We start from the raw sequence: 19,746 nt of genomic DNA on the forward strand, positions 1-19,746 counted from the left end.
AGGGAATCCAAAATCCTTGAAGTCCAAGGCGATGACATCAGGCTTCCCGCAAGTCTTTCTCCACCTGCTCGATACTGATGTGCCGGATATTCTTGCCTTTGGCATAGTAAATAACGTATTCGCAAATGTTACAGGAGCGGTCACCAATGCGCTCCAGCGACCGGGCCGACCACATGATATCGAGCGACACCGGAATGGCTCGGGGATCTTCCATCATATACGTGATCTGCTGGCGCATGATGCTTTCGTATTCCCGATCCACCATCCTGTCTTCCTGAACGACGCGCAAGGCCTCATCGACGTCCATGCGCGCGAAAGAGTCCAACGCCTCTCGAAGCAATCCGCGCACATGTTTCGCCAGTTGCTCGACCTCGGTCAACTGGTTCTTCTTCGGATAATGGCTGGCAAGATCGATAGACAGCCGGGCGATGCGCTTGGCTTCGTCCCCGATCCGCTCGAGGTCGGTAATGGTTTTGATGACCGCTACCACTAACCGCAAGTCGCGGGCGGTGGGTTGGCGTAGGGCGATGATTTGAGTGCATTCCTCATCAATCGAAACTTCCAGGGAATTAACCTTGTAGTCGTCGGTGATGACACGTTCGGCCAGCTCTACATCGTTATTCACGAGTGCGGTTACGGCCGACTCGACTTGTTCCTCGACCAGCCCGCCCAGGGTGAGCACCCGATTGCGGATGTCCAGCAGCTCGTGGTCATACTGCTTGGAAATATGCTGATGCAAGTTGTCGGTATCGAAGAAATTGGTCATCGTGCTGGGTGATCGGGGTTATCGACGGCGGAGATGTCTCCGTCCCGCATTCTATCAACTCATTCCGGCGCATGAAAGCTCGTGCGCCACGGTCTGCCATCCCTAAGCGCCAAATGGGAAAATCCAGTTTTCATCGGATATGCCGCGAAATGTAGCCAGTAATTTCGGCCCGATCATGGTAGAGCTGCTTGAACGCGAGAGAATAATCGTTAAGTGTTCTTCCTAATCGTGCTTCGATGATTTCGCGACAGCGCTTGACCTCTTCGTAACGCTTATTCATCGGCAGCTTCAGGTTGAATATGGCTCTTCGGCATAAGCCCAGAGCAGTCCACTCGCCGATCAGGGCAGCGATTCTGGCAGGCTGTTCCACCACGTCGCAAACCAGCCAGTCTACCGGCTTGGGAGGACGATAACGAAATGCGTCCATCCGCAGGTGTTCCACCAGACCGGTGTCCAGCAAGGCGGGTTCGAGTTTTCCGTTATCGACCGCGGTGACTTTGATATGGTGCTTGACCAACTGAAAAGTCCAGCCGCCCGGTGCTGCACCGAGATCGACCGCCGTCATGCCGGGGCTAAGGCTCTCTTTCGGATCGTCGAGAAAAGTCAGAAAGGCTTCTTCCAGCTTGAGCGTGGATCGGCTTGGTGCACCGCGGGGAAATTTCAGGCGGGGAATGCCCATTAACCAGGGACAAGAGTTGCCGGGTATCGAAATACCGACATAGGCGGCGATAGAGCTAAGAAAAAAGAGGTGCAGGCGGGGATCTGATGGGCTGCCGAGCAATCCGCTGTCTTTAAATGCGCGATCGAAGGGTGCTGCGAATTTGCGCAAGAAGACCGCGAGCGATTTTGCTTCGTTGGTGTCCGCGGTTTCGAGGAATGCCTCTGAAAACCGGTCTCCCAAGTGCCGGGCCGCTTGCAGCAAGGGCTGCGTGCGATCGGCGACGGGAAGCTCGGTAAAGGGACCCAACGCAAAAACCAGTTGCCGTGCAAAGATTAGATCTTTGAGCCGAAGACCTCTGTCGTGTAGCGAAACGGCTTCGGTGGCATGCGGTATGAATGCCACGAAGCCGCTGTCGGGCTTCGCCTTTACATAGCCGGATACCCCGAGTTCGCCGGTTCGCTCCAAAATTTCGGCGGCGCATTCCTTTTCAAATCCGCCGCGGCAATAGAGTAGAACGGAGCGGGGAATATCGGTGTTTAGGGTATTCAAGCCCAAGTTGCTTCTAATTGCCCCAAGGATGTTCGATAAGTTTCTTTTCCCAGTCCAGGGACGTCTTTACGATGAACGGCAGGTCGTCGTAGCGCGGTGTCCAGTCGAGCAATTCCCGGATCTTTCCGACCGCCGCCACCAACTGAGGCGGATCCCCGGGACGCCTTGGCATTTCCTCCACCGTGATCGGCTTTCCGTTTACTCGATTCACCGCGTTGATGACCTCTCGGACACTATAGCCGTGTCCGTAGCCGCAATTCAGCGTGGCCGAGTCGCCGCCGTTGCGCAAATAGGTCAAGGCTTGAATATGAGCGTCGGCGAGATCGCTGACGTGAATGTAATCCCGCACACCGGTGCCGTCCTCGGTCGGGTAGTCGGTACCGAAAACGCATAATTTTTCCCGCTTGCCGACGGCTACTTCCGCCGCGACCTTGATCAGCAAGGTCGCTTTGCGGGTCGATTGGCCGATCCTGCCTTCCGGATCGGAACCGGCCACGTTGAAATACCGCAGGATGACATGTTTCAGGTCCGTTGCCGCCGAGAGGTCCCGAAGCATCCACTCGCTCATCAGCTTCGATGCGCCGTAGGGATTGATCGGTGCGGTCGGCGACGACTCGGATGCGTAGGGTTCGTTAGGAATGCCGTATACGGCGGCGGTCGAAGAGAAAATGAAATGTTTAACGCCGGCATCGCGGGCACATTCCAGTAGATTGCGCGTCTTGCAGGTATTGTTGCCGTAATATTTCAGCGGATCGGATACGGACTCCGGAACGATGGTGTGGGCGGCGAAGTGAAGTACCGAATCGACCTCGTAGTCGCGCAAAATTCGCGATACCAAGTTCGTGTCGCCCGTATCGCCCTCGACGAAATCTCCATACAGCACGGCTTCCTTGAAGCCGGTGGAGAGATTGTCGAGCACCACCAGGCGTTCCCCCATTTCACCCAATTGCTTGACCAAATGGCTGCCGATATAACCGGCACCGCCCGTGACTAAAACGCCTTTTCTTTCCATATCGTGCTCCTCGTTGGTGGATTGGTGGGGTTTGTGATCATGGTGAACGGCGCGCTTCTCAGGATCCGATCGCTTGATGGAAGCCGTGAAAAGGTTCTACGTCCACGGTTTGGCCGGCTTCGATTCCCGCGTTTTCGACGGGAAGAACGATGAAGCAGTTGGCCGAACTCATGGAGGTCATCTGTGAAGCGCTTTGACCGCCCAGGCCGGTCACGGTGAAGATGCCGTTCGGGTCGCGGCGATAAATGCCGCGCTGGAATTCCAGTCGCCCGGGCTGTTTATGAAGACGATTGGTGCAAACGGCCCGGAGCCGCAAGGGTTCGACGATCGATGCGCCCATCAGGCGCAGCAGTGCGGGGCGAGCCAGTTGTTGAAACGTCACCATCATAGATACCGGATTTCCCGGCAAACCGAAAAAAAAGCTCGAATTGATCCGGCCGAAAACGAAGGGCTTTCCGGGTTTGATGGCGACTTTCCAGAAATCGATGTGGCCGATTTCTTTTACGACTTCAGTGATGAAATCGGCATCGCCCACCGAGGCGCCACCGGAGGTGATGACGGCATCGGCTTGGTTCGATGCTTCCAGCAGAACGCGTTGGATTTCTTCCTTGTTATCTCCCGTCACGCCCATATCGATCGTTTCGACCCCCAACCCGGCTAACAATGCATCCAGCACATAACGGTTGCTGTCATGAATTTCGCCGAATGCCAGCGGTTCGGTGATAGGGCGGAGCTCGTCGCCGGTGGAAAAAAAAGCGACGCGCGGTTTGCGGCGGACGGAAACCGAGGGACTGCCGATCGACGCCAATAGTCCCAATTCGGCGGGGCCGAGACGTTGTCCCTCGTCAAGAAGCCGGTCGCCGGATTTTATTTCTTCCCCGCGAGACCGAATGCATTCGCCCGGCTTGGTTTTTTCGGTGACTCGAATTCGATCCCCGTCGCGGTGCGCGTGCTCCTGCATGATCACGGCATCGGCGCCTTCCGGGAGCGCGGCGCCGGTGAAAATCCGCACGCACTCCCCGGCCGAGATCGGAGCCGAATGAGGCTGGCCTGCCCAAGCGGTACCGACGACGCGAAGCACGGGTGTTTCCTGGATTTCATCGGCTCTTAACGCGTAGCCATCCATAGCCGAGCTGGAAAAAGGAGGAAGGTCGGTCGATGCGTAGACCGTTTCCGCCAAGATACGGCCGAGCGCCTGTTTCAAAGGGATCTGTTCGATTCCCGCCGCGGGCGATATGGCATTGAGCATCCGATTCAGCACTTCGTCCAATGCCAAGGGTTGCGACTGTTTCTCGGAGCAGCAATCACACTCGCGCATGGGCAAGAAATTCCTGGTAAATGAAACGGGTAATTTGTTCCGGATCGTTGATATCGAGTCTCGGTATGTTGGGCTCAACCGCCGGTTCGGCGTCCGTTGCGATCGCGATGATGGTGTCGTCGGCGGGAAACAAAAGAGGTTTGCCGAGAGCAGGACGGTGCAACTCGATTTTCGGGAAGCGTTCTCGCTTGAATCCTTCCACCAAGATCAGGTCCAGGCCGGTCTGGTCGAAATAGGCCAGTTCCTCGGCTAGCGTCGGTTCTCGGATTACCCGGTGTTCCGTGATGATGGCGCGGCGGTGCGACGAACTCAGCATGACCGGGTTTGCTCCGGCCCTCCGCAACTCGTAGCTGTCTTTGCCGGGATAATCTATTTCGAAGCTGTGATGACTGTGCTTGATAAGTCCGACGCTAAGCTCGTTCAATCGGAGCAGCGGGATGATCTTCTTTAAAAGCGTGGTCTTGCCGGTGCCGCTGAAAGCTGCAAAGCCTAGTATCGGCACCTGCGCATTGCGGAAATTCAGCATTCAGATGGAGCGATAGACGGATCGCAAATGAGATGAGAGGCAAGTCGACGATTTTGCCGGGCGCCAGTGCACAGACTCTCACATTCCAATGGGTGTCCGCTTCGGAAATGCGATTCAGGGTCTGTTTTCCTCATCGCCCGGCTAGGACACACGATAGTAATCTTTGTACCACCCGACAAAATTGGAAATCCCGGTTTCTATGGGCGTTGCCGGCCGATAGTCTACATCACGGATAAGATCGTCCACATCCGCGTAGGTGTCGGGTACATCGCCGCTTTGCATGGGAAGAAGGTTTTTTTCGGCTTTCTTGCCGAGGCAATCCTCCAGAACTTCGATAAAACGCATGAGTTCGACCGGCTGGTGATTGCCGATATTATAAAGGCGGTACGGCGCCTTGCTGGTGCCGGGATCGGGGTGGTCGCCGTTCCAATTCGGGTTGGGCGCCGCGATGTTGTCAAGAACTCTGACTACGCCTTCCACAATATCGTCGATATAGGTGAAGTCGCGGCGGTGATGTCCGAAATTGAAGACGTCTATCGGCTTACCGGCCAGGATGTTCCGGGTGAACATGAACAAAGCCATGTCCGGGCGGCCCCAAGGGCCGTACACGGTGAAAAAGCGCAGGCCGGTGGTAGGCAAGCCATAGAGGTGGCTGTAAGTGTGCGCCATCAGTTCGTTGGCTTTCTTCGTGGCCGCGTACAGGCTCACCGGGTGGTCGACGTTGTGGTGGACCGAAAACGGCATGGCGGTATTGGCACCGTAAACGGAGCTGGACGAGGCATAGACTAGGTGCTCGATCTCGTGATGCCGGCACGCCTCCAACATATTGCAGAAACCCACCAGATTCGCATCGATGTATGCATGAGGATGCGTCAGCGAATATCTCACCCCGGCTTGAGCGGCAAGATTCACCACGCGCTGCGGCCGGTGATCCGCAAACGCCTGATTCAGACGCTCGCGGTCTTCCAGGGCGATGCGGATTTCCGTGAAGCCGGGGTGACTTTTGAGCCGGGCGAGCCGCGCTTCCTTGAGACCGACATCGTAGTAATCGTTGACGTTATCAATGCCGATAACCTCGTCCCCGCGTGCCAATAGCACCTGCGCCAGCGCCGCGCCGATAAATCCCGCCGTTCCTGTGACCAATACTTTCATTGGCGATGTCCCTGTGAATTATAAGTAATCATCTACGATGTCGTGGGGCAGTGCGTACTTGACATCGAACAAGACGCCGTCGGGTTTTGCCAACGCCCGAATGGCTTGGACGCCCATGGCTTTGAATTCCCGGTGGGCGACGGCAATCACGACGGCATCGTACTTTCCGGCCGGAAGCTCCCTGACGAGATCGATGCCGTATTCTTCCTTGACTTCCTCGGGATTCGCCCACGTATCGTAAACATCGACCCGAGCATTGTAGCTCTCAAGTTCTTTGATGATGTCCGTTACCCGTGTGTTCCGAATGTCGGGGCAATTTTCCTTGAAGGTCAATCCCATGATGAGAATGTTTGATTGACAGACTTGAAGGCGCCTCCGAGTCATTAGTTTGACCAATCGACTGGCGACATACTCGCCCATGCCGTCGTTGATGCGGCGACCGGCCAGGATGATTTCGGGGTGATGCCCGATTTCTTGGGCTTTATGGGTCAGGTAATACGGGTCGACACCGATACAGTGCCCGCCGACCAGACCTGGACGGAAGGGAAGAAAGTTCCACTTGCTTCCGGCGGCCTCGAGAACCTCTAACGTGTTCAAGCCCAACTTGTTGAACAAGATCGCCAACTCGTTGATGAGCGCGATGTTCACGTCTCTCTGCGTGTTCTCGATGACTTTCGCCGCCTCGGCGACTTTGATGCTGCTGGCTTTGTGAGTGCCGGCCGTGATGATTTTTCGGTAAAGCTCGTCGACGAAGTCGGCGACTTCCGAGGTCGAGCCCGACGTGACTTTCTTGATGGTGGTCACGCGGTGTTCCTTATCGCCGGGATTGATGCGTTCGGGGCTGTAACCGCAGTAGAAATCCCGGTTGAAGCTCAATCCCGATCGAGCCTCCAGGATCGGTACGCAGACTTCTTCGGTTGCTCCCGGATAAACCGTGGATTCGTAAATGACAATATCGCCTTTCGAGAGAAGCTTGCCGACCGTGTCGCTGGCTTTTTCCAGGGGAGTCAGATCCGGACGTTTGTGTTCGTCAATGGGGGTCGGGACGGTAACGATATAGACGTTGCAGCTCAAGAGATCGGCGGGATTGGCCGTATAGCTCAGTCGTTTTACGCTGGCGAGTTCTTCGGCGTCGACTTCGAGCGATCGGTCGAGTCCGTCTTTCAATTCCGCAATGCGCTGGGCGTTGATATCCAGGCCTACGGTATCGAAGTGCTTGCCGAATTCCACAGCGAGCGGAAGTCCTACATAGCCCAGTCCGATTATGCCGATCTTCGTTTCAGCGAGCGAGCGCATCATGCCTCCAAATGAGTGAGAAATCATGGAAATTCAGCGAAAGCTTAGATTATATTTTGGGAGTCTTGTGACGACTAAGCCTTGACAACGCGCATTCAGTCCCATGGTCGGCCGGTATCGGATTTAAAGCGAGACGATTTCATGAAAGACGGAACTGTTTGCGACGCCGATAACGCAATGTCGCCTTCAATTCTAAAGGACGGTCATCGAAGCGGGAAGTTTTTCGAGTCGTTCGATAAGCGCCCTGCATTGTGGGGATGCAGATGAAATTGGGAAATGACTGGCGACGTTGACGTATTGTTCTTGTTCGGCCGTTTGCGGTAAGCATCGTTTCCGAGCGGTAGCCTTAAAAGGCCGGCATGCATCGTAAGCTCGAATTCCTGAATGAAAAATCCAAAATCAGGTGCGCTTTTAGTACGAAGCGAATGTGTTAAAGTTGTGGCCCGATTACGACCGCAAGCCGAATATCTATCGGCTTGTCGACTTGGGGTTTGGAAGATCGCGGAGACAAATGCACTTTAAGGTCTCCGCCGAGCGTAGCCCGGACTAGTCTCGAGTGCATTCGTCTTTGGGGTGAGTGTTGAGGCATAAGAGAAATCCGTGCGCTAGGGGGCGAGCATAAATAAGAACAGTTCACTCGATATTCATCGAGTAAGCCAGCACTGATTTGCCGCGCAATCGCAGTCTTGAACATTGCTTGAGTATGACCTCGATACAATTTTTCTTCGAAATTGATCGGCCGATTCTCATCCCGTAGCTCTGTCGGAATAAGGCAGCTTCGTACGCTCTGGCAGCAACTATCTGATTAGGAATCGGCAAGATTTATGATCCGCGTTTTTCGCCATTATATTTCAAGCATTTATGTCGTTATTTTCCTGCTGGACTGCGGTATTTTCTTTTCGGCCTTTTATATGGGGTCGGTTCTACGATTTTTTCCGGATTTCCAAAGCAGCCTTTCGGCGATCGAACTGACCAATCCGTCCGCGCTGTTCTGCACGTTCATGCTGGCAAGCACTACCGGCATGGGGCTTTATCAACGAGCACAGCACGGAGGCGATGCGGGTTTGCTGCTTCGCGTATTGGCCAGTTTTGTGCTCGGTACGGTTCTGATGGGTTTGGTCTTTTATGCCATTCCGACGATTTTCGTGGGGCGAGGCGTATTCGGCTATGCATTGCTATCGGCCCTGGTTTTAACGCTGTTCTCGCGTTTCCTGTTTCTAAAGTTCGTGGACCGGCAGGAGCTTAGGCGCCGGGTGTTGGTTTTAGGGGCCGGTTACAACGCGAACATGATTCAAGAGTTCGAAAACAAAGCGTCCAATCCGAGCTTTCGTGTTATCGGCTTTGTGCAAATGGGTGGAGATGTCAGTCGGATAGAACCTCACCGCCTATGTGCGTTGGAAATGCCTCTCAACGAATTCGCCATCGCGCACGATATCGATGAGATCGTTGTCGCGCCGGATGATCGCCGGGGAGGGCTTGCCGTAGACGAGATTTTGGACTGCAAGATGAATGGTCTGGAAGTGGTGGATCTTTTGCACTTCTTCGAGCGCGAGGCGGGGCTGATTCGAGTCGACTGTCTGCATCCCAGTTGGCTGGTTTTTTCCGACGGGTTCCGGTACAGCGGCTTTCAGCAGCTTTCCAAGCGCGCATTCGATGTATTGGCAAGCCTTGCTTTACTCGCGGTAAGCTGGCCCATCATGTTGCTGACCGCTTTGGCGATTGTGCTCGAGAGCGGTTGGCGTGCGCCGGTGTTTTACCACCAGGTGCGCGTTGGGAAAAATTGGCGGTTGTTCAAGGTGATAAAGTTCAGGAGCATGCGCACCGATGCCGAAAAAGACGGCAAAGCGCGCTGGGCAACACGGAACGACGATCGTGTCACCCGGGTGGGGCGATTTATCCGAAAGACTCGCATTGATGAATTGCCGCAGCTGTTCAACGTCCTGAAAGGTGAAATGAGTTTCGTCGGACCTCGTCCGGAGCGGCCTGAATTCGTAGAAAAGTTCGCAGAAACCATTCCTTATTATTCGGAACGCCATCGGGTGAAGCCGGGCATTACCGGCTGGGCGCAACTGTGTTATCCGTATGGGTCGAATTATCAGGATGCCATCGAGAAGCTGCAGTACGACTTGTATTACGTCAAGAATTACAGTCTCTTTCTCGACTTTCTTATTATGTTGCAGACGATCGAAGTGGTTGTTTGGGGTAAGGGCGCTCGCTGAATGCCCGCTTAGAAAAGTTGGTTCCGGATATTCTGACTACGCTTATTCGCGGAACATTCTTATTTAACGCAGAGGACGCATGACTGTCGGCGCCGCCAGCTATCTGGCAGGTTTCTTCGCTTATCTTTTTTTAAGCGCGTTATTGCTCGTCAGCTGGCGCGGCAATGTTACCGGACGTTGGCTGGTCCTGGCATCATTCGTGACCACGGCCTGGTCCGGCGTTCTGGCGATACAGGAAATCTTTCACTTTTTCCCCGCGGCAGTCGTTTGGTCGGTCGAAATCGTCCGCACCTATGTCTGGCTGCTCTTCCTCAGCAAGCTGTTCAACCCGCTTAAAGATGCCGGCGCCGACTCGAATTCGACAACGTCGAGAATCATCAATCGGGGCGTTCATCTGGCGGTAGGGTTCCAGGTGGTTTATGTCTGGATTTCTCCGGGGTTGGAACGATATTATCCGGACGTTTTTCAGCCTGCGTTTCAGCTCTGCGGCCACGTCGGCTTGGCCTTGATCGGTCTGGTATTGGTCGAACAATATTTTCGCAATATCCGGACCGATCTTCGGTGGCGGATCAAATTCCTCTGTTTCGCGTTGGGAGGAATGTTCGCCTACGACTTTTATCTTTACTCGGACGCCTTGTTGTTCCAGCGCATCAATCCAGATCTATGGCTGGCGCGCGGCGCTGTCTCAGCCCTGTTGCCTCCCCTCTTCATCGTTTCTGCCGCCCGTAACCCGCAGTGGTCGGTGGATGTGTTCGTTTCCCGTCAGGTCGTCTTTCATTCCGCGACTCTGCTCGGGGCCGGCATTTATTTGTTGCTCATGGCGACTGCCGGATATTACATCAAGATTTACGGCGGGGAATGGGGAACCGTCGCGCAAATCGTTTTCCTGGTCGGGGCGTTCTTGTTGCTCGCATTGCTGCTTTTTTCGGGGCAGATGCGGGCCCGCACGAGAGTTTTTCTAAGCAAGAATTTCTTTAACTATGCCTACGATTACCGGGAGGAGTGGCTTCGAATCATTACGATGCTCTCGGATACCGGCTCCGGGTTAGCGCTCGAAGAACGCATAATCGTGGCTTTGGGGCAAGCCGTGGAGAGTCCTAGCGGTGTGCTTTGGGTCCGGGAATCGAACGGGCATTTAGTCTGGCGGGCGAGCTTCGGAGAACCGGAGCTCGATGTCCCTCTGGTCGATGGGGGCGATGCGGTAATTCGCTACATGGAAGATAAGGAGTGGATCGTCAATTTGCCCGAGATGGTGACGATGCCGGAGGCTTATGACGGACTCAACCGGCCTATATGGCTCGAACCCGCTTCCGACGCATGGTTGCTGGTGCCGTTATTTCAGCAGAAACGGTGTATGTCGGGACTGTTGCTGCTGACTCGTCCTCGTACTCCGATACACTGGAATTGGGAAGTCATAGACCTATTGAAGACCTCCAGTCGGTTGGCTGCAAGCTATCTGGCGCTCGAGGATGCCGGCCGGGCTCTGGCCGAAGCTCGACAGTTCGAAGGTTTCAACCGGCTTTCCGCTTTTATCATCCATGATTTGAAAAACCTTATCGCGCAACTAAGCTTGGTGGTGCGCAATGCGGAGCGACATCACAACAATCCCGAATTTATGCGAGATGCCATCAAAACGGTGGATCATGCGGTCGGGAAAATGAGCCGGCTGATGTCCCAATTGAAAAACTCCGGCTCAGCGCAGTCGGAAAAGGTGATTGACCTCGGGGCGCTTGTTCGTGAGGTGCTGGAGTCGCGGAAGGCTCAGGCGCCAATTCCCACGTGTGATATGTTTAGGCAGTCGATCCTGGTTAGAGCCAATCGCGACCGCCTGGCGTCTTCTTTCGAGCATATTATCCAGAACGCTCAGGATGCCGCCGGCAAGAACGGTCGGGTGCATATTCGAATGAAGATGAGTAAGAGCGGCCATGCTGCCGTTGAAATCGAGGACAATGGACGAGGCATGGACGAAGAGTTTATCCGTACTCGCCTGTTCAAGCCTTTCGAAACCACGAAGGGAGTGACCGGAATGGGCATCGGTGCGTACGAGAGCCGCGAATATATACGTTCTTTGGGTGGGGAACTCAGCGTGACAAGCGAACCGGGCAAGCGCACGCTGTTCAGCTTCTCGATTCCCGTCGTTTCCAATTCCGACGAGCTTGCCTTAAACGAGGTGAATTCCGCTTGAGCGAGCAAACTCTGTTGATCGTCGAAGACGATCCTGGGCTACAAAGTCAACTTCGCTGGAACTTCGAGCAATACAAAGTTCTGATGGCGGACGACCGAGAATCCGCAATCGCGGCGGTCAAGCGTAATCAACCGGCGGTTGTTACGCTGGATCTCGGATTACCCCCGGATCCGGGCGGCGTGAGCGAGGGTTTCGCGGTGCTCAGCGAGATTCTGTCCATCGCGCCGACAACCAAGGTCATCGTCATTACCGGTAACGATGATCAAGTCAATCCGGTCAAGTCCATCGGGCTCGGCGCTTACGACTTCTATCAAAAGCCGATCGATCCGGAAACCTTGTCTTTCGTGGTGGAGCGGGCATTTCGCCTTTACAGCCTCGAGGAAGAAAACCGGCAGTTTCGGCGGATGCACATCACTAACCCGTTGGAAGGCGTCATCGCGGCCAGTCCCGAGATGCACGAAGTTTGTCGCATGATCGAGCGTCTGGCGCCGACCGATATTACTGTGCTGCTGTTGGGTGAGAGCGGTACCGGCAAGGAGGTACTCGCACGCGCGCTTCATGCGTTGAGCCCGCGTTCGAAAAAGCCTTTTGTTGCCGTCAATGCGGCTGCGATCCCGGATAGCTTATTGGAAAGCGAACTGTTCGGTTTCGAGAAGGGGGCGTATACCGGCGCGACTCAACAAACCAAGGGCAAGTTCGAATTGGCCGACGGCGGAACCTTTTTTCTCGATGAAATCGGCGATATCCCTCTATCGCTACAACCGAAGCTCTTGCGCGTGCTGCAGGAACGGGTCGTCGAGCGGGTCGGAGGACGGCAGCCGATCAAAGTCGATGTGCGCTTGATTTGCGCCACCCACCAAAATCTCTCGAAGCTGATCAGTGAAGGGAAGTTTCGAGAAGACCTTTATTTCCGCATCAACGAAATGATCATCAACATTCCGCCGCTCAGGGAAAGAACCGGAGATGTGGCGGTTTTGGCGCGCGCTTTCCTGGACAAGTTTGCGCAGCAAATGCGTCGTGCAAACATCCTCGGTTTCAGCGATGGAGCGCTGGCCGCCATGGAAACCTATCATTGGCCCGGAAATGTTCGGGAGTTGGAGCATAAGGTCAAGAGAGCGGTGGTGATGGCCTCGGGTCCTCTCATTGATGCCAAGGATATGGAGCTTGCACCGGGCGAATTCAAACGGCGCTTATGGAGTTTGCGGGAGGCTCGCGACATGGCCGAACGGCAAGCGATTTGCGCTGCCCTGAGCGAAGCCGGCGAAAACGTCACCAAAGCGGCTGAAATCCTCGAGATTACACGCCCAACGCTTTATGCACTCTTGAGCAAATTCAATCTTAAGATTTAGGAGGTTGATATGGCCCGCACGCTTCAGGCGCTTATCCTGCTAACGTCGGTCATCGGTCACGACTGGGCGAGAGCCGAAGTGGACCTGCTCAAGCAGGCTCAGGATTACATCCAAAAGGGTGAGATTAAGGCGGCGGTCATTCAGCTGAAAAACTTGCTGCAGAGCGACCCGGAAAATGCCGACGCGCGCATATTGATCGGGGAGTCGTATCTCAAGTTGGCTGATGGCCCGTCGGCGGTTAAAGAGTTGGAAAAAGCCCGAGACTTGGGGGCGTCAAAAGAAAAGTGGATCATTCCCCTGGCGCGGGCCTATCTGTTGCAGGACAAGCCGAAAGCCGTTCTGGACCAAATCAAGCCGGAAGACGATTTGACCGGTACGATTCGCGCTCAAGTGTACGGCATTCGTGGTTTGGCTCAAATCGCCCTGCGGGAGCCGGAGCAGGCAAAGGAAAGCTTCGATGCAGCCCTGAAGTTCGACTCGACGGCGAGCGACGCCTTGTTGGGACTTGCCATGCTTGAGGTGCAGCAAAAACAGTACAAGAAGGCGATCGAATACGCCAATCAGTCCATTGTCAAGGATCCCAAGAATGTAAGCGGATGGATTATTTTGGGAGAAACCAAGCGGCTGGATGGCGACCTGACCGGGGCGGCCGATGCCTTCACCAGGGCGCTTGAGGTCCAGCCTTTCGACATACGGGCACGGCTCGGGCGGGCTACGGTTTATCTCGCCTCGGGTAAGGCGGACGATGCGCAAAAAGATGTCGATGCGGTTCGAAAAGCGGCGGGAGATGTGCCGTTGGCGCTGTATCTTCATGCGGTCATAGCCTTTCAGAAGAAGGAATTTCAAGAGGCCGAAGACGCCCTCGTCAAAGTAACCAACGCGCTTCCGAATCATCCGCCCAGCAGGCTGCTTTTGGGCACGATCGCTTACCAACAGGGGAAATACGAGTCCGCGGAGAACAATCTTTCTCAATATCTCGGAGCCGTTCCAAAGCATCTGCCTGCGGCAAAGCTGCTGGCCGCGACACGGATGAAATTGGGACGCGCCCATGACGCCATCGAACTATTGAAGGGAGTCGAGGATCAGGCATCCAACGATCCACAGTTTCTCGCTCTTCTCGGCAGCGCTTACCTCCAGGGCAAACAATACGACTCAGCTACGGAGTATCTGGATCGAGCCTCCGAACTCGCTCCCGACGTAGCGGCGGTCAAAGCGCAGTTGGCCCTAGGGCGTATCGCGTCCGGGCAAATGGAACAGGCCGTGGTCGATCTCAAATCCGCCGTCGACCTGGATCAAAACCTGTTGCAAGCGGACGTCATGTTGGTCCTAGCCTTGATCCAGCAGAAGAAGCCGGATGAAGCGATCGAGGCGGCACGAAAACTGATGAGCAAGATGCCGGGCGACCCAATGCCGGATAATTTGCTTGGCACCGCCTATATGTCCAAGGGCGATACGGATAAGGCGCGCGAGCACTGGACGGCGGCATTGAAGCTCAATCCCGATTATGCTACCGCCGCGCTTAATTTGGCGAAGCTTGAACTCAGGGGCAACAACCATGATGCCGCGTCCCAACGTTATCAACAGATTCTCCAACGCGACCCGAAAAACTTGGCGGCGCTCATCGGTCTGGCTCAGATCGCCGAAATGCGTAAGGACTATCAAAATATGGAGAAACATCTCAAGGAGGCCCGCGAAAGAAATCCAAAGGTGTTGCAGCCGTCGGTGTTGCTGTCCCGATACTTCCTGGCACAGGGTAAGCCTTTGCAGGCGTTGGAGGTTGCTCGCGATGCCGAAGCCAATAATCCCGATCACCCATTGGCGCTTCAAAGTCTGGGCTTGGCTCAATCGGCCAACGACCAGGGAGCAAGTGCCATCGCCACGTTTAAGAAATTGGTGAGCAAGGTTCCGGGGAATCCGGAATATCGCCATCAATTGGCCCAAGTCCTGTATAAAAAGGGCGAAAAGCAAGCGGCTAGGGTCGAATGGGAAAGTGTTTTGAAGCAAGCTCCCGATTATATGCCGGCCCTCTTAGCTAAAGCGGAGTTCAACCTTCAGGACAAGAATTACCGAGAAGCATTAAAAATAGCGGAAGATATCAAGGCCAAGCACCCGAAGTTAGCTGTGGGCTTCCAAATGGATGGCGACATTCGGTTCGCTCAGAAGCTGTTCAAGGAAGCGCTCGCGTCTTATGAAAAGGCTTTCCAATTGGCTCCGAACTCGGCCTTGGCGCGGCGGTTGTTTCAGACGCGCCATGCTTTGGGGCAGGATACCGAGGCGTTTGACGGGCTGACTCATTGGCTGCAATCGTCCCAAGACGACGTCGAGTCCTGGATGATGCTAGCTATGGCTTATCAGGAGGCCGGGAGACGGAAAGAAGCCGTGGAGGCTTACGAAAAAGCTCAAAGCCTGAAGCCGGAAAACTCGCTCGTCCAAAATAACCTGGCCTGGTTGTATCAAGAATTGGGCAGCGACAAGGCTTTGCCTTTAGCCGAAAAATTGCTCCCGGCATCCGAGAATCGTCCGGAAGTCATGGATACGGTCGGGTGGATTTTCGTCCAGAACGGAAAACAGAAAGAAGGCCTGAATTTACTGCAGGACGCTGCCGTGCATGCACCCCATGTGGCGCAGATTCGTATTCATTTGGCTGAGGCTTTGGCTAAGTCTGGGCGGAAAGACGAGGCACGCAAGGAACTGGAGCGCCTGTTGAAGGAGAAGAAAAATTTTGCTGAACGGGAAAAAGCCGAGATCCTGCTCAAGGGAATGTAGTGTCGCAACCGAGCGGGTAAAAAAAAGCGCGACACTTTCTCGGTGCCGGAATGTGCGTTGCCCGGGCGAGAGCGATACGGGCCGGCCCGAATGTTGCCCGAGAGAATTCTTCTGCGCTGTGGCTTTTCATGCTAGGGTCGGTCGTGGCGAGAAATCAAATCTCACCCTTTAACTATTGCTAGAACGTTAAGTGGCTCTGCTGATGCAAAAAAATACGTTAACAACGATTCTCTTCGTACTTATTCTTTCTGCCCCTGTCACGATTTACGCCGCCGAGAAGGCCTATGTCACCGACAGATTGGAAGTTCAGTTGCGCCGGGGTCAGAGCTTACAACACAAGATTGTAAGAATGGTGCCTTCGGGCACGGCGGTTAACGTGCTCGAGAAAAATCCCCAGACGGGTTATTCCTTCGTGCGGTTGGACAGCGGTGAGGAGGGATGGATACTCAGTCGGTATCTTTCTGATCAGCCAATCGCTATCAACCAGCTGGACGAAATGACCAAAAAACTCGAGACAGCATTGGAAGAAAACAAACGGCTGAAAAGTGAACTGTCTACCGTAACATCAGGGAAACAAAGTACCGATAAGACAGCCCAACAACTTCAAGCAGAGACTACCCGCCTGAACACCGAACTGATGGCGATACGTCAGGCCTCTGCCAATGTTCTCCAAATCCAGGCCGAGCGCGATATGCTGCGGGAAAGCGTTATCAAGCTTGAACGGGAATTGGATACGATTCGCCGGGAGAAGCAAGCTTTGGATGAGGATCATCGTCAAGATTGGTTTATGATCGGCGCCGGAGTGCTTTTCGGGGGCATCGTGCTCGGAGTGGTCCTGCCGCGCATGAGCTGGCGCAAGAAAAGTGCTTGGGGTTCGTTCTAGCGCCTGTAATGATTTCGGCTTAACGGATTGAATTACAGAAGCAGGCAAACCTGTCGAGACTACCCACGTTTGCGCCGAATGCTCGATTCTTCGGATTATCCTTGAAAGTTCATAATGGCCTCTAAGCCGCCAGTCGATTTGTTACTGTGTTACAAGCCGTAAATCGGCTAAGTCCTGTTGTTGGAGATTACTGATGAGCGATAAAGAAACCCGTTCCTTTTCATCCCAGGTCGTCGACGGCATGGAACGGGCGCCGAGCCGGGCCATGCTGCACGCGGTCGGTTTTTCGGATGACGATTTCAAAAAGCCCCAGATCGGCATCGCGTCCACCTGGAGCATGGTGACGCCGTGCAATATGCACATCAACCGTCTGGCGGACGACGCAGCCCGCGGTGTGGATCAAAGCGGCGGCAAGGCCGTGATCTTCAATACCATCACCATTTCGGACGGCATCTCGATGGGCACGGAGGGCATGAAGTACTCGCTGGTGTCCCGAGAAGTCATCGCCGATTCCATCGAGACGGTCGTCGGCTGTCAGGGCTTCGACGGTGTCGTGGCCATAGGCGGCTGCGACAAGAATATGCCGGGTTGCCTGATCGCGCTGGCGCGCCTCAACCGTCCCGCGGTATTCGTCTACGGCGGCACCATTCTGCCCGGCTGTCTTGGCGATAAGAAACTCGACGTTGTGTCGGTATTCGAGGCGGTCGGTGCTCGCGCCAATGACAAGATCGGTGACGCTCAATTGAAAGAGATCGAGGCCAAGGCCATTCCCGGCGCGGGCTCGTGCGGCGGCATGTACACCGCAAACACCATGGCTTCGGCCATCGAGGCGCTGGGCATGAGTCTTCCAGGCAGCTCCGCCCAGGCGGCGGTTTCGCCGGACAAACAATCGGATTGTGAAAGAGCCGGCCAGCAGGTGCTCAAGCTCCTGGAACTCGGCATCCGCCCCCGCGACATCATGAGCAAACCGGCTTTCGAGAACGCCATTACGGTCGTCATCGCGTTGGGCGGGTCCACCAACGCGGTGTTGCACCTCTTGGCCATGGCCAACGCCTGCGGCGTCGATCTGACGCTGGACGATTTCACCCGCATCGGCGAGAAAGTACCCATGCTGGCCGATCTCAAGCCGAGCGGACGCTACGCCATGGCGGAACTGATCGAAATCGGCGGCATCTTACCTTTGATGAAGATGTTGCTGGACGCGGGACTTTTGCACGGTGACTGCCTCACCGTCACCGGCAGGACGCTCGCCGAAAACTTGGCCGATGTGCGGCCTTACCCCGATGGGCAGGAGATCATACGTTCTCTTGGCAGCCCGATCAAAAAAGACAGCCATTTGGTGGTTCTGAAAGGCAATCTCGCGCCCGAGGGCGCCGTTGCCAAGATTACCGGAAAGGAAGGGTTGTCCTTCACCGGACGGGCGCGGGTATTCGATTGCGAAGAATTGGCCCTGAAGGCGATTCTCGATGGGACGGTCCAGAAAGGCGATGCCATCGTCATACGCTACGAAGGACCCAAGGGCGGTCCCGGCATGCGCGAAATGCTTTCGCCTACTTCCGCCGTCATGGGCAAAGGCTTGGCCAAGGATGTGGCGCTCATCACCGACGGGCGGTTTTCCGGCGGCACCCACGGTTTCGTCGTCGGTCACATTACGCCCGAGGCCTATGCGGGCGGCCCTCTGGCGATCGTTCGTAACGGCGACACCATTACCATCGACGCCGAAAGGCGCGAAATCACATTGCACCTCGGCGAGGACGAAATCCGCTCGCGGCTCGCGGAGTGGCGCCAGCCCAAGCCGCGCTATACCAAAGGGGTGCTCGCCAAGTACGCCAAGCTCGTATCGTCCGCCTCCCAAGGCGCGGTAACCGATATGAATCTGGAGGACATCTAAGGTCGTGAACCGGGCCATTCCGGAAACGCTCGAAATGATCGAGGCGCTCATCGAGCGCCCCTCGGTCAGTTGCACCGATCCCCATTACGACCAAAGCAATCTTGCGGTCATCCATCTTTTGGCGGAGTGGCTGGACGGACTGGGCTTTTCTGTCGAAATCCGTGCTATCGGCGATCGCAAAGCCAATCTGATCGCAACCCTGGGCAGTCGCGAGGATCCCACCGGACTAGTGCTGTCAGGCCATACCGATACAGTTCCCTGCGATCCCGAATTATGGTCTTCGGACCCTTTCAAGGCCGTGGAGAAGGATGGTCGTATTTATGGCCTCGGCAGCGCCGACATGAAATCCTTCTTTGCGCTGGCCTTGGAGGCGGCAAACCGCTTCGAAGCCAAGGACTTTCGGCACCCTTTGGTCATTCTCGCGACCGCCGACGAAGAAAGTTCGATGTCGGGAGTGAAATCCCTGGTAGCGGACAAGGTGAAACTCGGGCGTTACGCCGTCATTGGGGAGCCTACCGGTCTCAAGCCGATCCGCATGCACAAGGGCGTCATGCTCGAATCCATCGTGGTGAGGGGAAAGGCCGGGCATTCGAGCGATCCCTCCTTGGGCGCGAACGCGATCGATGGCATGCACGCCGTACTGTCGGAATTGCTGGCTTTCCGTGCCGAGCTCAGGGCTCGGCACCGCAATCCGGCGTTCAAAGTGGATTATCCGACGCTGAATCTCGGTTCTATCCACGGCGGAGACAATCCCAACCGCATTTGCGCGCACTGCGAAACCCAGATCGACATTCGCCCGTTGCCGGGAATGGAGCTCGAGGATTTGCACGAGAAGCTGGTAAAACGGCTGGAGCCGGTATTGGCCCAAGCCAATGGGCTTTCCCTCGAAATCCGCCGCATGTTCGAGGGATTGCCGCCGTTCGAGAGCGATGCCAACGGGGAAATCGTCCGGTGTTGCGAGGAATTGAGCGGCTACGATTCCGGTGCCGTCGCGTTTGGCACCGAGGCCCCGTTTCTGAAACGGCTCGGGCTGCAAACCGTCGTCATGGGGCCGGGCCATATCGAACAGGCCCATCAACCCGACGAGTATCTTCCGATGACTCATATCCGTGCAGGAACCGATATCCTGAGCCGTTTGATCGAACGGTTTTGCATCCGGCCCGAGGCTTGAGC

Annotated in this window: 14 protein-coding genes; 7 read left to right on the plus strand and 7 right to left on the minus strand. The window is 55.4% G+C overall.

The features are described from left to right. Positions 1 to 37 precede the first annotated feature (37 nt). The 7 genes from phoU to tviB all read right to left on the minus strand — a co-directional run bounded on the left by phoU (position 38) and on the right by tviB (position 7,280). A complete protein-coding gene (gene phoU / locus ACR2TX_RS11005) occupies positions 38 to 766 on the minus strand; it encodes a phosphate signaling complex protein PhoU (RefSeq protein WP_077730387.1) in 729 nt (242 codons plus the stop codon). Positions 767 to 896: 130 nt separating this feature from the next. After that, the gene (rlmM, locus tag ACR2TX_RS11010; protein ID WP_240507086.1) at positions 897 to 1,976 is read right to left on the minus strand and encodes a 23S rRNA (cytidine(2498)-2'-O)-methyltransferase RlmM; all 1,080 of its coding nucleotides are present in this window, start codon (positions 1,974 to 1,976) and stop codon (positions 897 to 899) included. 13 nt (positions 1,977 to 1,989) lie between these two features. After that, the gene (gene galE, locus ACR2TX_RS11015; RefSeq protein ID WP_347257269.1) at positions 1,990 to 2,988 is read right to left on the minus strand and encodes a UDP-glucose 4-epimerase GalE; all 999 of its coding nucleotides are present in this window, start codon (positions 2,986 to 2,988) and stop codon (positions 1,990 to 1,992) included. 58 nt (positions 2,989 to 3,046) lie between these two features. Then, positions 3,047 to 4,306 (minus strand): molybdopterin molybdotransferase MoeA, encoded by a 1,260-nt coding sequence (gene moeA / locus ACR2TX_RS11020; RefSeq protein WP_086134982.1) that lies wholly within the window; start codon positions 4,304 to 4,306, stop codon positions 3,047 to 3,049. After that, positions 4,293 to 4,832: a molybdopterin-guanine dinucleotide biosynthesis protein B gene (gene mobB / locus ACR2TX_RS11025; protein ID WP_086134981.1), complete on the minus strand. Its 540-nt coding sequence runs from the start codon at positions 4,830 to 4,832 to the stop codon at positions 4,293 to 4,295. The genes moeA and mobB overlap by 14 nt, the downstream gene beginning before the upstream one ends. 141 nt (positions 4,833 to 4,973) lie before the next feature. Further along, positions 4,974 to 5,984: an NAD-dependent epimerase gene (locus ACR2TX_RS11030; protein ID WP_077730391.1), complete on the minus strand. Its 1,011-nt coding sequence runs from the start codon at positions 5,982 to 5,984 to the stop codon at positions 4,974 to 4,976. Positions 5,985 to 6,002: 18 nt separating this feature from the next. After that, a complete protein-coding gene (gene tviB, locus ACR2TX_RS11035) occupies positions 6,003 to 7,280 on the minus strand; it encodes a Vi polysaccharide biosynthesis UDP-N-acetylglucosamine C-6 dehydrogenase TviB (RefSeq protein WP_077730392.1) in 1,278 nt (425 codons plus the stop codon). Positions 7,281 to 8,104: 824 nt separating this feature from the next. Here tviB and ACR2TX_RS11040 point away from each other — a divergent pair. The 7 genes from ACR2TX_RS11040 (at position 8,105) to argE (ending at position 19,744) form a co-directional block, all read left to right on the plus strand. Next, on the plus strand, positions 8,105 to 9,499 hold the full coding sequence (locus ACR2TX_RS11040; protein WP_077730393.1) for a TIGR03013 family XrtA/PEP-CTERM system glycosyltransferase: 1,395 nt from the start codon (positions 8,105 to 8,107) through the stop codon (positions 9,497 to 9,499). Positions 9,500 to 9,578: 79 nt separating this feature from the next. Then, on the plus strand, positions 9,579 to 11,684 hold the full coding sequence (gene prsK / locus ACR2TX_RS11045) for an XrtA/PEP-CTERM system histidine kinase PrsK (RefSeq protein WP_077730394.1): 2,106 nt from the start codon (positions 9,579 to 9,581) through the stop codon (positions 11,682 to 11,684). Continuing rightward, on the plus strand, positions 11,681 to 13,033 hold the full coding sequence (gene prsR / locus ACR2TX_RS11050) for a PEP-CTERM-box response regulator transcription factor (RefSeq protein WP_205780766.1): 1,353 nt from the start codon (positions 11,681 to 11,683) through the stop codon (positions 13,031 to 13,033). The genes prsK and prsR overlap by 4 nt, the downstream gene beginning before the upstream one ends. A 9-nt stretch (positions 13,034 to 13,042) precedes the next feature. After that, a complete protein-coding gene (gene prsT, locus ACR2TX_RS11055) occupies positions 13,043 to 15,799 on the plus strand; it encodes an XrtA/PEP-CTERM system TPR-repeat protein PrsT (protein ID WP_086134979.1) in 2,757 nt (918 codons plus the stop codon). 190 nt (positions 15,800 to 15,989) lie between these two features. Next, a complete protein-coding gene (locus ACR2TX_RS11060) occupies positions 15,990 to 16,682 on the plus strand; it encodes a TIGR04211 family SH3 domain-containing protein (RefSeq protein WP_133716720.1) in 693 nt (230 codons plus the stop codon). Positions 16,683 to 16,875: 193 nt separating this feature from the next. Beyond that, positions 16,876 to 18,573, plus strand: a complete 1,698-nt coding sequence (ilvD, locus tag ACR2TX_RS11065; RefSeq protein ID WP_434132141.1) for a dihydroxy-acid dehydratase — start codon at positions 16,876 to 16,878, stop codon at positions 18,571 to 18,573. A gap of 4 nt (positions 18,574 to 18,577) precedes the next feature. After that, the gene (gene argE / locus ACR2TX_RS11070) at positions 18,578 to 19,744 is read left to right on the plus strand and encodes an acetylornithine deacetylase (RefSeq protein WP_434132144.1); all 1,167 of its coding nucleotides are present in this window, start codon (positions 18,578 to 18,580) and stop codon (positions 19,742 to 19,744) included. Positions 19,745 to 19,746: the final 2 nt, after the last annotated feature.

Origin of the sequence: Methylocaldum sp. GT1BB (assembly GCF_051027545.1) — a bacterium.
Lineage (GTDB): Bacteria > Pseudomonadota > Gammaproteobacteria > Methylococcales > Methylococcaceae > Methylocaldum.

Bases quoted from the DNA above. Each gene is read 5' to 3' on its own strand.
- phoU (WP_077730387.1), bottom strand. From the start codon at position 766: ATGACCAATTTCTTCGATACCGACAACTTGCATCAGCATATTTCCAAG.
- galE (WP_347257269.1), bottom strand. From the start codon at position 2,988: ATGGAAAGAAAAGGCGTTTTAGTCACGGGCGGTGCCGGTTATATCGGC.
- moeA (WP_086134982.1), bottom strand. From the start codon at position 4,306: ATGCGCGAGTGTGATTGCTGCTCCGAGAAACAGTCGCAACCCTTGGCA.
- mobB (WP_086134981.1), bottom strand. From the start codon at position 4,832: ATGCTGAATTTCCGCAATGCGCAGGTGCCGATACTAGGCTTTGCAGCT.
- ACR2TX_RS11030 (WP_077730391.1), bottom strand. From the start codon at position 5,984: ATGAAAGTATTGGTCACAGGAACGGCGGGATTTATCGGCGCGGCGCTG.
- tviB (WP_077730392.1), bottom strand. From the start codon at position 7,280: ATGCGCTCGCTCGCTGAAACGAAGATCGGCATAATCGGACTGGGCTAT.
- ACR2TX_RS11040 (WP_077730393.1), top strand. From the start codon at position 8,105: ATGATCCGCGTTTTTCGCCATTATATTTCAAGCATTTATGTCGTTATT.
- prsK (WP_077730394.1), top strand. From the start codon at position 9,579: ATGACTGTCGGCGCCGCCAGCTATCTGGCAGGTTTCTTCGCTTATCTT.
- prsT (WP_086134979.1), top strand. From the start codon at position 13,043: ATGGCCCGCACGCTTCAGGCGCTTATCCTGCTAACGTCGGTCATCGGT.
- ilvD (WP_434132141.1), top strand. From the start codon at position 16,876: ATGAGCGATAAAGAAACCCGTTCCTTTTCATCCCAGGTCGTCGACGGC.